5 protein-coding genes are annotated in these 15,159 nt (G+C 32.5%); all 5 read right to left on the reverse strand.

The features are described 5' to 3' along the window. Positions 1-33: 33 nt before the first annotated feature. From fabD to H131_RS12400, 5 genes are read right to left on the reverse strand one after another with little or no spacing between them, the layout of a single operon-like run. Positions 34-1,275, reverse strand: coding sequence for an ACP S-malonyltransferase (gene fabD / locus H131_RS12380; protein ID WP_010859488.1), 1,242 nt, complete (start codon positions 1,273-1,275; stop codon positions 34-36). Between the two features lie 42 nt (positions 1,276-1,317). Next, on the reverse strand, positions 1,318-5,163 hold the full coding sequence (locus tag H131_RS12385) for a beta-ketoacyl synthase N-terminal-like domain-containing protein (protein ID WP_010859489.1): 3,846 nt from the start codon (positions 5,161-5,163) through the stop codon (positions 1,318-1,320). Continuing rightward, positions 5,141-6,454: an MFS transporter gene (locus tag H131_RS12390; protein ID WP_010859490.1), complete on the reverse strand. Its 1,314-nt coding sequence runs from the start codon at positions 6,452-6,454 to the stop codon at positions 5,141-5,143. Before H131_RS12390 ends, H131_RS12385 begins: the two co-directional genes overlap by 23 nt. Continuing rightward, on the reverse strand, positions 6,451-13,854 hold the full coding sequence (locus tag H131_RS12395; RefSeq protein WP_010859491.1) for a condensation domain-containing protein: 7,404 nt from the start codon (positions 13,852-13,854) through the stop codon (positions 6,451-6,453). Before H131_RS12395 ends, H131_RS12390 begins: the two co-directional genes overlap by 4 nt. Next, a complete protein-coding gene (locus tag H131_RS12400; RefSeq protein WP_010859492.1) occupies positions 13,847-14,569 on the reverse strand; it encodes a 4'-phosphopantetheinyl transferase family protein in 723 nt (240 codons plus the stop codon). The genes H131_RS12395 and H131_RS12400 overlap by 8 nt, the downstream gene beginning before the upstream one ends. Positions 14,570-15,159 lie beyond the last annotated feature (590 nt).

Genomic DNA, 15,159 nt, shown 5'->3' on the forward strand with positions numbered 1-15,159 from the left:
TATTACCCCAATCTAACAAATTATTGAAAAGCATTAATTTTTAGATATTTTAGAATATAAATTTGGATTTGCGATTGATAATTTTAGTAACTCGAGTGTTTCATTTTTATGAAATCCCTTATGCATTAAAATAGAAAAAAATTGCTGAGATAAACTTGCCACTCTATGAGACTCCACCGCAATTTGGTTACTTTCTTTCATTTCTTTTAATTCCTGTTTAATCTTGTTATAGGGAGAATGGACTTCTCTCTCGAAGTCTTGCTTATCAATTTTCGATTTAAAAGGTGTACCAATAATAATTCTCAAACACGCCTGTAAAAAGTGTATAGTTTCTTCTACTTTTAATGTATTTCCATCAAGATTATTTAAAATAGAATGGATGCCATTTTTCTCGTTAACTGGGATAGCTCGATATTCAGGATATTCCATCTTAATAATATCCGTTAAAACTGTTTTGGGACCCATCTCAATAAATGTGCTAACTTCTCTATTAATGAGAACATCCATAACCTTTGGCCATCTAACACTTTCCGTGAGTTGTCTACTTAATTGATTCGCTATTTCGTTAGCCCTACTGTATGGTTCACCTGTAGCGCATGAAAATATAGGATATTTACAGTCATTCATCTGTGTTTGTTGTAGAGCTGATTGAAATATTTTTTCCGCAGGTTTCATAAGCCTACTATGAGCAGGAACACTAACATGTAATGTCTTTGTAACAGCTCCCTTTTTCTGTAGCCGAATGGATGCCTGCTCCAATGCATGTTTATGACCACTTAGTACGATTTGATTTTTAGAGTTAAAGTTTGCAACAGTTACATGATTATTGTCAGTATCTATTTCCTGACATATAGCCTCCACCTCTTCTCCGCTAAGTCCAAAACAAACAATCATACCGCCATCTTGAGTACATTCATTCATAGAAGAAGCACGAAGCTTCACTAATTCAACTGACTTCGAAAAGGGAATTCCGTCGGCAGCTACTACTGCCGACAGTTCACCTAAGCTATGCCCGGTTAAATAGAGGTTTTTTACATCATTATTTTTTTCAAATATCTTCCAGCAAGCAATACTATAAACTAGTATTGCAGGCTGAACTATTACCGTATTACTAAGTTCTTCATTTTTATTTTCACATGCTTTCAATAAATCATAGCCTAATATATCACTAGCCTCATTATATAAATCACGAGCTATTTGGTAATTATTGTATAAATCTTGCCCCATTGAATTGTATTGTGAACCTTGTCCTGGAAAAACAATTGCAGTGTTCAAACTATTTCCCTCCCCATGTTAAAAGTAATTATCCTTTTCAACTCAATGCTTATTCAATAATAGAGAAAGTGCCTCTTCTGAAGAAATATCGTCACTCTCAAATGCATCAAGAATATCGTTTAATTCATCTTTAGCATTATAAAATTGATCACAAAATAAAATTTGGTCTTGGAATGTAGGATTACTATATAAATCTGAGATCTCAAACTTTAATCCAACGAATTTGTTTTTAAATAAATGAACAAACCTTAAAGCACTTAAAGAACTTCCTCCTAAGCTAAAGAAATTATCAATTTCTTTAATAGTTGTAACTCCTAGAACTGTTCTCCAAATTTCACGTATACCGGCTTCAATCTCTGACAATGTAAACTCACTTTTCACAGCTTCATCTTCCATTGGAATACTTTCATCTTGATCATCTTTAGAATGATTAAAGCACTCTACTTCGCTCCAAAAACTTTCGCCAAACGGAATTTTAATAACTGGTTTAAGGTAATGGACTTGTTCTAAGTCAAAACGTGAAATCAGACTCCATTCATAGCCCTTATTGAAGAATAAGTTCAATGAATTTTGGAAATCCATAAAATCAATTGGAGGAATGGCAGTATCACTTCCGAAATCTTTTTTATCGTCTAAAATTAACGTAAAGTTCATCGTTTTACCGTTTATTCCTTTTTGATTCAAATATCCAGCCATTGAGTCCAAATATTGATTCACAGCGCAGCATTCACTTGCAGATTTCGTACCCATTAAAGAAGAAATTGAAGAAAATAGTATAAAGAAATCTAGTGGCTCAGGATTTAATTCTTTTTCAACTAAATAAGTACCGATGACTCTGTTATGAATACCTTTTTTAAATTGACTAAGCTTTAATTCTTTTATCCATAAATGATAAAGTTGTTTTACTAACATAAACGCACCATTGATTTCGCCAAAATCTTGTCTAATTTTCGCAAACGTTTCTTTAACAGAGTGTTCTTCTGTAACATCGCACTGCATGATTGTAACTGTAGAACCTCGACTTTCAATCTCCATAATTAATGTTAATTTATAAATCAACATTTCGTCTTCTGCTTGATTATTCTCAATGATTTTTGTCCATTCCATTCGATCTGGCAATAGATTTCTAGCTAATAAAATAATATTGACAGTTTCCTTTTCACTTAAGAATTTCCCTAATTGAACACCTAAGTAACCTGTACCACCTGCAATAACATAATTTCCATTCTCCCTTACTAAGAGTTCATTTCCATTAAAGTTATCACTCTGTCTTTCAATTACTTTTGTGTATCTTTCTGATTTTCTAAATGCGACTAATTCTGGACGAGTATCTTTGTCTTGTTGTAACTCTTTAAATAGATGTGTAGCAATTTCTTGGGAACCTCCGTCCAAGTCATGATCAATGGAATAGGATGAAATAGTAGGTTGTTCCTGTGAGATAACTTTTGCTAATCCAAAAATTGTTACTCTGGCAGGGATTATTTTTTCGTTATCCTTAATTTGTTCTGTTAATGACGACATGACATTTAATTGAATTGGATGTGTAACATCAAACTCTAATAACATTTTTGTTATATTGAATAGTGAGAAAATACCTTCCTCTTGGGATTTTTCCATATTTTCTTTCGATTCCATTGTTTCATCTAAATGCTTGAATGTGTAGGAATGAATAATTCCTTTTAAATTCTTTAATTCATGTAATCCGATATTTTCAAACAACTTATACATATCTGTATCAGAATTAATGTCAATACTATATTGTTCATCTGTATGTTTAACAAATGTTTCTGATTTATGAACTTCGATTACTCTTATACCTATATGAGCCATCTTGTTCTTTAGCTCAACCATATCTTCATCATCTTTATTCATAAAGAAAATCCAAGTTGATCCAGCTTTTAATTCTTCATGTGTATTCGTATTGTTGTACGGATAATTTATCCATTTCTTCTCAAAGAAAAGTTCTTTTGTCTGGTTTAGGAATGCGTCTTTACTTGATGGCCATATTCTTCTAGTATTAAAAATACTTACTGGCAACGGAAGCAACTTCCCATCTTTAAATAATTCTCGACACTCATTCTCAACATTGTTACCTTCTAAATATTGTTGCATTAAATCTTTATATGTTGTTGAGACGTTAAATTCATCGAGATTTTTAATACTTTCAACTTGTGTTTCATGTTCATCAGCTAAAAATATACCTTGTGTATAAAAATTCTTCGGTACCTTTTCAAATGTTCTAACATTTAATAATCTTTCGATTTTTTGATGTAGTTCATTGCAATTACTTGCAAAAATACACATTCTAGACCGTTCATGACTTCTTCTATTATTTAAAGTGTAGGCTAAATCTTGAATGCTGTAATTTTGATTATTTTTAAGATGAATAGCTAAGAGTTTTATTTGATCCCAAAGTGCTCTTCGAGTTTTACTTGAAATAAACAGTGGTGTTAACGTGCTACTAAACTGTTCCGTTTTATTAGATTGATATCCCTCTAATACGACATGAACATTCGTACCGCTTATACCTATTGAGTTAACTCCCGCTCTTAAAATTCTATTTCCATCATACTTTTTATTTTCTGAGCTGACTTTGAATGGTGAGTCTTTAAAGCCGATTTTAGGATTTTCTACTTCAAAATGATTAAGACCTGGAACTTCTCTTTTTTCTATTGAAAGCACTGCTTTCATTAAACCTGCAATGCCTGCTGCATCCCCCATATGGCCAAAATTAGACTTAATCGAACCTAATTGACATTCACTAGTCTTATTTGATTTTTCTAAATATGCTTTTTTAAGACCCTCTACTTCGATTAAATCACCAACTTGAGTGCCCGCTCCGTGCGCCTCAACAAAATCAATTTCATTGAATGATAATTTTGCTTCATCAAGAGCATCCATTATAGCTTTAGATTGGGCATCAGGATTAGGAACTTGCATTCCGTTTGATGCTCCATCGCTACTTATACTAGAACCCTTTAGAACAGCATGGATATGGTTGTTGTCATTTATTGCATCAGATAATCTCTTTATAACAATAGCAGCAACCCCTTCACCTCCGATAATCCCATCTCCGCTTTTATCAAATGGTGAACATCTATATTTTGTACTTCTTACAACATAATCAGGTGCTTCCTCTTCCCAATAAGGGAATAAATTTAAATTCACCCCAGCAACTACCGCTAAGTTACAATCTCCCTGCTTAAGCGCATTCTTAGCAACATGAACAGCGGCTAAAGAAGAGGAACAACTAGTATTTATTGTCATAACTGGCCCTTTTAAATCTAATGCATACGATAAATGATACCCCAGATTTGCAGGTATATTTGATATGAAAGCCCGCTCATCTCTTTCTTCGAATAAATTTAAATAATCAAATGCAGGATGAGGAGTATGTGCTATAAATACTCCAGTATTTGAATCCTTTAGGTGATTTTCCTGGTAGCCTGCCATGTATAATGACTCTAATGCAACCTGTAAAAACAGGCGCTCTGCTGGTCCCATAAATTGGGCTTCATGCTCATTTAATCCAAATTTTTCAGGATCAAACTGTTCAATATTATGAAGCCATGAGCCATATGACCTTGGATCATTCGTTATTTTATTTTTCAAATGGCTATACAGTTCATGTAATTTAGGATTAGAGTTGACAATTAAATCAAAACGCTCTTTTGAAAATTCAGTAACAAAATCCTTTTTGTTCACAAGACCTGACCATAAATCATCTAAATTTGAGACTTCAGGAAATCTCAAAGACATGCCAACAATTGCAAGCGGTTCACTTGTATCCTTTTCAATTTCATCTAATATATTTAATGCTAAATGTGTATCTAACTTATTTTCTTCTACTAAACTTAATATTTTTTTAGACAGTGTGTTGTACTTCATTTTCCTCTCTCCTATCAAAGTCTTTAATGAATTTCAGCTGAGCGAAAATTGCGACAGTTACTATAATTAGGCCTCCAGCTAAGAGAAGCAGCGTTCCATAAACTCCTCGTTCCCCGCTACCTAAATAAGGGATAATATTTGCGTTTGAAGCAACTAATCTATCAGCAAGTACCCCTCCTAAAATATAAGCTAATGGTAAAGAAATCCAAGCTAATGTTCTAGAAATCGAAAAAACTCTTCCTAATAAATTTGGCTCCGTATGAAGTTGAATTAAAGTAAGTGTACCTGTATTAACCACTGGTAGTAATAACCCCAATCCAGCCCAAAAAACGGCAATTAAGAAAATATTATTGAATAACCCTGTTAACGTTATAAAAACACCAATACCAAAATTCGAAATCAATACTAACCATATAATGTGGGTCTTTAATTTAATAAATGACATTAGCAATCCCCCTAATACCATTCCTCCTCCATATATAGAGCTTAATAACCCGAACTGTTCAACAGTACCAAAGCTCAATATATATGGCTGTCCAACTACTTGATTAAACCCTAATGCAAAGTTCAAAACCGTAAACAAAAGCACTAAAGTAAGAAGAGACTTATGCTTAATTAAATAATTAAAACCCTCCTTCAAATCATCAAAAATAGATGAATTTACATTTTTATCTTCATTATCACTGTTCTCTTTGACACTTAATTTTGTCCAAAGTATTAATAGAATAGGAATCGCAATACAGTAAGTAACTAGCTCCGCACCAATGATATAAACAATGCTTCCAAATCCCATTATTACACCACCAATAACAGGACCTAGCACATCACTAGTTGATGTTGCCATTGAAAATACACCATTAGCTCTAGATAACTTTTCTTTCGGTACCAATAGAGGTACTAGTGTTTGTAATGCTGGCGTTTGCATAGAGCTTACTATAGAAAGCGATATAGCACCTGCAATGACATGGACCATACTTATATTCCCTAAAATAAGGGAGGAGAAAATTATTGAGGAAATAATGAGCCCAATAATATCTCCTAGTAAAATTAATAATCTAGGACCCTTTCTATCTATCCAGATTCCTACAAAAGGTGATAACAAAATTGCTGGGAGAAATCCTGCAACCAGTACTACTGCAAAACTAGATACTTGTCCTGTACTCTGATAAGCCCAGACACCAAGTCCAAACCTTGCAACAGAAGAACCTAATAAAGAAATAAAATGAGTAGCTACAACCATTAGAAAGATTGAAAATCCGCTGCTCGTTAGTTTGCTAAAATAAGTTATCATGTACTTTGGGGCTCCTTTGCATTTCCACTACATTCAACCAATATTTCTTCAAATTTAGATAAGAGATGATGAGCTTTTTCATTACTTATAATTTGTCTATCTACCTCTAAGCTAATATTAAGTTTCCCATCCAAAATAAATATGTTCATTTCCAAAATATTAGAAAGCTCATTGTCAGGATGAATAGCAGGAGCCTGAGGAAGATTTGGAGAATATTGTAACACTCCATTGTCTCCATTTTTACTATTTGTTGAAGTACTAATATCGTTATCAAAATCTCCTAAGTAATTGACCAATAAAGATGGTTGAATACATGTCATGTTGTTATTTTCTCTGATCCATCTTGATACCATAAAGTCCAATCCACTACCAATTTCGCTCAACGATTTACCAACTGAGTAAAGCATTTCATCTATAGTATTTAATGACACATGTAGCGGATACATCGTCGTAAACCAACCTATCGTCCTACTAAGATCTAATGATAATTGGCGACTATCGCGTCCATGCCCTTCAAAGTTAAATAACACATCTTTTTGACCGAATATTTGACTAAACGCTTGAGCAAACGTTACTGCAATGAGTGCATCAGGTTTGTAAAGTTCTGATTGCTTTCTTGCATTTAAAAATTGATTTGTACTTTCCTCACTTAGAAGTTTCGTTACGTGATATCGATTCTTAAATAAATAATCTTTTCTGACAGGCTGAATACATAATGGATGTACATTATTTACGTCAATAGTTTCCCAATAAGATTGATTAATGCGTAGTTCCTCTTTATACAATTCTTCTATCCAATCTGAAAATTGCGTCATAGGGAAACTGAACTTATCTTTACCATTTACTATCGCCAAATAATTATTTTCTAATTCTTCTATTAAGACTCTCCATGAAACTCCATCAACGACTAGATGGTGAATAAAGAATGTCAAGATAGGCTTCTTAGATGTCAGGAATACTACTGCACCTATTGGTAATACCTTGCCAAAATCAAAGCTATCTTGTAATTGGAATTGAATCTTTTCAATTTCTTCTTTTAACATACTTGGAGGTATTAATTTTAAATCTTTCACTATTAGCTTAAATGTGTTTGCTAATTTCGGTTCAACAAAAGCCTTCGGTTCTGTATCTTTAACATCAAACCAAGTCAACAAGCTTTCATTTACTGAAATGATTGATTTGAAAGACTTTTCTAAAGCAACTACATCCACTTTCTCAGGTAATTCTACTGACATTAATAAGTTCCAATAGTGTGCATGCTTAAACGACTGTTCGAAGAACCATTTTTGCATCGGAGCTAGTGGAATCTTCTTAGAACTTAACTCTTGCCATTCTTTATGAATGTCAATTTCTTTACTAGCTTTCAAAGCTATTTTTCGAATACTTCTATAATTAAAGATGTGGTTAATTTTTAAAACAATATTTTTCTCTTTTGCCTTAGAAATAAACTTTAATGCCTTAATGGAGTCTCCTCCAATTTTAAAGAAATCTGAATCTATGTTAACGTTATGATTACCTAGAATCCCTTCTAATATTGAAAGTAATTCCCTTTCCATCTCTGTCAAACTACTGATATCGTCTTTCTGAACCATCTTGTCATCGTATAATTCAGGGCTTGGAAGTGAAAGTCTATCTACTTTCCCGCTATTAGCCATTGGAATTCGCTCTATTTTTTGATAATAAGTTGGAACTAAATATTCTGGTAAATGACGTAATAGGAGTTTTTCAATATCTCTTTGATTAATCTCTTGTTGACAGACTAAGTAAGCACATAGTTGTTCACCAAATTCATTTTTATTTAATGTAACAACAGCATCTTTAACGCTTGGAACTTCTCGTAAGTATTTTTCAATTTCTTCCAGTTCAACCCTGTGACCACGAATTTTAACCATATTATCTTTGCGACCATAACAAACAATCTTACCATTTGGTAATACTTGCCCCATATCCCCTGTCTTATATAAATATCCTGATTGTAAATGGTTAATATGATTAGCTATAAACTTAGTTCTAGTTAAATTCGGCTCTCCCAAATATCCTAAGGCAATACTTTCACCACTTAATGCAATTTCACCAACACCGTATGATGGAGCTAGTTGATTTTTATTGTTCAGAATGTAAACGGTAGTGTTGTTGATTGGTAATCCGATTGGCGCATGGATGTAATCTGAATTTAGGTCTTCTTCTGTTACTTCATGATAAATCGTTCCAACAGTAGCTTCAGTTGGTCCATATTCATTAATAATGCGAGCATTCTGGAATTTCTCTTGCAGCGCTTTACATAACGACATATCTAAAGCTTCTCCACCTAAAATAAAACACTCTACATCTGGTGAAAACCTCTCACTCTCGATTAAATACTGTATTTGTTTAGGGGTACCTTTAATCGTTATTTTGCCTTTTATATTTGATACACTTTCAAAAGTTTGATCAATTTCCCCTTCACAACATATTATTTTTCCTCCTGTGATTAGTGGAATAAACATTGAAGTAATTGTTAAATCCACAGATATGGAAGTGAAAAATGGCATATTTAAAGGTACATTTGTAGGTGAGTAGTATTCAGCAGCCCAATTCAAATAATTATTAAGGTTTTTACTTGAGACTACTACACCTTTAGGTTTTCCAGTGCTACCGGATGTAAAGAGAATATATGCTGGTGAAGTATTAGAAATGGTATTGAATTCGATTTCTAAATTTTCGTCTAGTTGAATTACATCACTTAACATATTTTTAGAGCTGCTCTGTCTATATTTTTCTCCCTTTTCTTTAACAATGATGACAGCATCAAATCTATACTGATTTAGTTCATTGCTTACAGTATATTTTTTCTCAGAACATTCAATTTGTATATCAGCACACACATCATTGAGAAGCTCTTTTAAGATTTCTTCGTTTATAAATAAATCTGTATCCCAATCTAATTTAGTATTCAAATCAATGTTTTCTTCCTTAAATGCTTTTAAAGAAGAGACAAATTCATCTTTTTTATCAATATCTAATAAATCTCCTAAGAAGATTATTCCGCCCTCTTTTAACGAGTCGATAGCTTTTTGAAGTACTACCTTTAAATAGCCGTAGCTTGGGAAACAGTGAATAACACTATTAATGACAACAGCATCTAACTCTGTTTCAAATTTATTAAAGGAATGTGCCGTCGAAACGCTAAATTCAATATTGTTAAAGCTAGATTTCTTAGCAATTTGTCTATTCCTTTCAATGATTGATGAAGATAAATCCATTGCTGTATACGTTCGCGCATATGGAGCAAGAGCAAAAGTTGTCAAACCTGAGCCACATCCAAGCTCTAATACGTTTGAATCTTGTGGTAAATACTCTTTTATTTTGTTTACTGCATTCCCCACATACTCTTGCATTTCTAATGCACTGAACGCTTCACCTGTATAACTGCTATTCCAACCACTAGCCTCTATCTCCGTTTTTTGCCCTTCAGCGAAATAGTTCCACAAAGATTCGTCCATTAATTCACTTGAATCAGCAACAGCACACTGGTCTAAATCCGTTTCTCCTAACACCATAACCGATTGAATATTTTCATTTTCGAATAAAAGCCTATTACACAATGAATAGAATTTTTTTTCTGAAATAATAAAGTTAGCTTGACTTTGATGCATAATAGATTCAATTCTTGCTTTTGGATTTTTAGGTGATACAGGTATGAATGTGACGTTACTCATTAAACAAGATAAAATACCTAAAATTGCAGTTCTATTATTGTTAGAAATAATGACAACATTTTTAATTTCACTGTTGCTGTTCAACAATTTACTTGCTATTGATTTACTTCTTACTATTAACTCTCGATATGTTAATGAACCTTCGTTATCTTCCAATGCTGTTTTTTCTGGGTTCGTTTCTGCCATCATTAAAATGGTATTTAAAAAGTTTTTGCCATCATCGACAAATTGACCATTTATGACACTTAGACTTCCTTCTACATCAGTATTATTTAATTCATCTTCATGTAAAATCGTATCTAGTATTTTTAAATACGTTTCAATTAATGAATTAATAAATTTAGAGGAATATACGCTGTCATAGTACTCAAGATTACAGAATAACTCTCCATCTGGTAATTCAACAAATTCAAATTCAAGGTCCCATTTACTTGTTTTGTGTTCAGAAACAATAGGTGTTAGTTCCGCATCGTCAAACGCTGATGTCGTATTTTTAAATTTAAAATTTTGAAGTGCCACGTTTATATTAAATAAAGGTGAACGACTAGTATCTCGAGGTAAATCTAATTTTTCCACTAATAAATCGAAAGGATATTCTTGATGTTTAAAGCTATCCAATAACACTGACTTTACATTTCTTAATAATGCAAGGAAGTCCTCATGTTCTTCGTAATTAATCCTGATTGGGATTGTATTCGTGAATAAACCAATTATTTTCTCTAATTCTTCATTCAATCTTCCAGATACCGGTGTACCAACCACCATATCAGTATCACCAGTCATCTGATTAATAAGTTTAAATACACTTGAAACTAAAACCATGTATAACGTACTTTCTTGAGTACTTGCAAAAGATCTTAATTTATCTGCTAATGTAGCACTAATATCAAATCTCTTAATCTTTCCAGTATATTGGAAAGTGTTTGGTCTTAATTTATCGCCTGTGATTTCAGTAATAGGGAGATTTCCGCTTAATGTATGAAGCCAGTAATCTTCATGTTGTTTAAACCTACCACTTTCTATATTTTCACGTTGCCATGTAGCAAAATCTACATACGTATTTTCTATTGCTGGTAGGTCGTCATATAGATTATTACCACTATTGTATAAAGTGAAGAGTTCATCCGATAATAGCGATAATGACCAGCCATCTACAATAATATGGTGCATCATTAAAGCAAAAAGACTTTTATCTTTTGCTATTTTATAAACAAGTACTCTTAAAAGTGGTCCCGTTTCTAAATCATAAGGAGTTTCTTTCCAAAGATTTATTTGGTCCATTGCTTTAGCTTCAGCATTATCTTCTAAATTAAAATCTTTATATTCAAATAAATAGTTTGGATTTTGCAGTATTTTCTGTTTATTCCCATTCTCATACTTCACAAATATTGTTCTTAAGGACTCATGTCTCTGTGAAAGTAAATCGAATGTTTCACGTAATCTCTCATTGTCTACTAACCCGTTAACTTTAAAGATAAACGGTGTATTGTAAACCATTTTTTGGTCTGTTAATTGTTCGATTATGCTTAATCGGTTTTGACCGTATGATAATGGATATTCAACATTTTCTGCACTTATTTGAGGTATGATTTCTGCCGATTTTAAATTTTCATTGTTTATTTGTTTACTAAGTTGTTCAAATGTAAGGAATACATCATCTAAAACAAAGTCTTTATTGAATTGTTTTTTCAAACGGGTAATAAATTGTAATCCTGAAAGAGAATTTCCACCTACTGATATAAAACTATCCGTCTGCTTAATATTCTCTGTTTCTAAAATTATTTCTGCTAAACTAATGATTTCTTCAAGAGTTGATTTTCCTTTTACCTCTTTAACTTTTACGCTACCTTCACTCTGTAACCAATAAGATTTCTCGTCAAAAAAGTATGTAGGCAAAGAAATTTTAAAATTATTTTCATTCTGAAATTGTTTATGCCAACTACATTTTTCACCTAAAATATAACTTTCTGCCAAAGTTTTCGTAGTGTTATCGTTATGATTTGTCGTAATTACAATTTTTTCCCAACTGCTCATATCTTGATCAATTAAATTTTTACATGCGACTATTAGGTCATCCATTGTCTCAGCAATAATTGCCACTCTTATATCATGATGCTCTCTACCTGTACACATCGTATACGCTAAATCACTTAAATTAATCATATCTGCAGTTAAATTAGAAAAATGTTCAATAGTACCTCGCAAAGATAATTCAGATTTAGCAGAAAAAGGAATCACATAAGCTTTTCTACTATTTTCTTTCTTATCGATTTCAGCTTTCTTTGGAGCTTCCTCTAATAGTAAATGTACATTTGTACCATTGAAGCCAAAGCAGCTTACACCAGCTATAATAGGTTCATTTTCTTTTTTATTTTTTTTAATGTTATATGGTAATGTCGGAATAAATACTGGCGAATTTACAAAATCAATGTGTGTATTTGGTTCAACTAAATTTATTGTAGGTGGAACTATTCCCTTTTTTATTACATGTAGCGCTTTAATAACTCCCGATAAACCTGCAGCTCCATCAAGTAAATGCCCAATATTTCCTTTTACAGAACCAATCGGCAAAAACTGTTTATCATTGTTACTTCGTTCAATTGCTTCTTGAATGCCTTTTATCTCAATAGGGTCTCCTAAATGAGTTCCTGTGCCATGCGCTTCAATGTAGTCAATTTGCTCTGGCTTAATGCCAGCTCGATCCCAAGTTTCAGCTAATAAATCTGCATGTGCTTTAGGATTTGGTGCAGTTATACCCGCTGAAGTACCATCATTATTTACTCTAGAGGCAATTATAACAGCATGGATATTATCATTATCTTCTATAGCTTGATTTAAAGGCTTTAATAAAAGCGCTACCGCCCCTTCGCCTCTTCCAATTCCACTTGCTGAGTCGTCAAATGGCTTACACTTTTGTTGCTCAGACATAATGCCCGCAGCATTCATAAAAAGTTTTTCACTATTTATTGGATAAGGAAAAATATTAACACCACCGACTAATGCCGTTTCACAGTCATTATTCATTAAACCTACACAAGCCTCGTGAATTGCCAACATTGAGGAGGCACAAGTAGCATTTACTACATAAGATGGTCCTTTTAAATTGAAAATATAAGAAATTCTTGAAGCTGTAAAAGCAGGAATATTGCCCGGAACACTTAATGGTGTGAATTCATCCAAGCCTTCAGAGTAATTGGTCATAGCAGCGGAAATATAGACACCCGTATTAGAATTTTTCATACGACTCCCTGCATAACCAGCATCTTCAAAACATTGGTATGCTGTTTGAAGAAATCTACGCTGTTGTGGGTCCATCACCTTTGCTTCAGCAGCTGAAATATTAAAAAATCCAGCATCAAATTTATCAACTTCATCTAGCCACGCTGCATCCCAAAACGGCTTCTCTTTGGATATTTTAAGCTTTTCCATATTATTAACAAGGAACCCCTCACACAATGATTTCCTACTATCACTTAATTCTGTTATTTTGTCCTGTTCACCGCTTATAACATTCCAAAATTCATCAAAATTTTTAGCACCAGGTAATTCAGTAGAGATCCCGATAATTGCGATCTTTTTATCAACTTCCGGTTTTGAATTACTTTTAATTTCATTCACCGATTCAATGATTTGCTTTGCTGCGTTTTTTGTGAGTTCTTTATTTTTAAGAAGATTTAAAACTTGAGGTATTAATTTACTCATAATATTTATCCTCCTTCAATTTCAGATTATTCAAAAACTCTTTCTCTAATACAGAAAACTCTTTTATCTTTAGTTGTTCCTCTGACGGAAATTCATTCATTTTACTACATACAGAAATTTTATAGCCGTTAATCATGTCATATTGTTTGAAATAATAGGTATAAGGATCAATATTTTGTTCAATTGAAATTTCATTATTAGCAGTTTCGATAGAGAAAGAATCTAAAGGAATGCTTAAACCTAATCCAATATTTTTGACAAAAGCTTCCTTCAAAGTCCATAAATTGTAAAAATGTTCTTTTTTCATTTCAGCTGGAGTTTGAATGTATGAGTGATATTCTATACTAGAAAAGTAATATTTAATTATTTCATCATCATAATCACCTTTCATCTCTTCAATATCAATTCCAACCTCACAATTTCCTATCACACCTACGACCCATTTACCTGAATGAGAAACGTTAAATCCAAAATCCCCATTGGTACAGTATGGTTTCCCATATGTATTCGTTCGGATATTTATTTCTGAATGATTACATTTTAAATTCTTCATCAATAAATATTTCATTAACAATTCAGATATTAAGGACCTGTATGCGTCTATTTTATTTGAGTATGATGCTATTCTCCTTGCTTTTTTTGAACATACGAAATTCATTAATTCGGAATAATTAGAAATATCTGTAGGTACTTTAATTAAATAAATTTCTATCACCTATCACGCCCCCAAAATTTTCTCCCAAACTTCCACTTAAAAAATTAAATCATTTCACCGAACTTACTTAAAATACCAATATAGTTTTTTATTTCTATCAGTAAACAAATTTTACATTTATAATATTAAACACCATAAATTAAATAGTCAACATATAACCTACCATTAATTATAAAAAATACCAATTATGTTATATTTACCATTTAGTAATCTGCGTCTATGATATCTACACAAAATCTCGTTAACAATATTTAAAATCGCAAAAAAAAGGATTTATCCAATACAGGAATCCTTTTAGAACAAAATCATACTATTTTCACATATATAAACAGTTGTGTTTATTTTAAAAATATTAGGGTGTTATTTGTGATGAAACCTGTTATATTTGTATTTTTATAACAGATTTTACCAATCTTTAGTTGTGCGAATGACCATAGTTTCATCTGATATGCCCATCCCGATCTGAATGAAAGGTTCGACGATAAGAGCAATCGGATGTTCGTTCTATTGCTTCTAGTTGAGCGTGATGAATTGCTTGTGCGTTCGGTCGTTCAGATAATCGATAGGAAATGATTTCACCGTTAAACATA

The organism is Lysinibacillus sphaericus OT4b.31 (assembly GCF_000392615.1).
GTDB lineage: Bacteria > Bacillota > Bacilli > Bacillales_A > Planococcaceae > Lysinibacillus > Lysinibacillus sphaericus_B.

What these genes read in the sequence shown, in the direction of transcription:
- H131_RS12385 (WP_010859489.1), bottom strand. Translation starts at nt 5,163, where the DNA reads ATGAAGTACAACACACTGTCTAAAAAAATATTAAGTTTAGTAGAAGAA.
- H131_RS12390 (WP_010859490.1), bottom strand. Translation starts at nt 6,454, where the DNA reads ATGATAACTTATTTTAGCAAACTAACGAGCAGCGGATTTTCAATCTTT.
- H131_RS12395 (WP_010859491.1), bottom strand. Translation starts at nt 13,854, where the DNA reads ATGAGTAAATTAATACCTCAAGTTTTAAATCTTCTTAAAAATAAAGAA.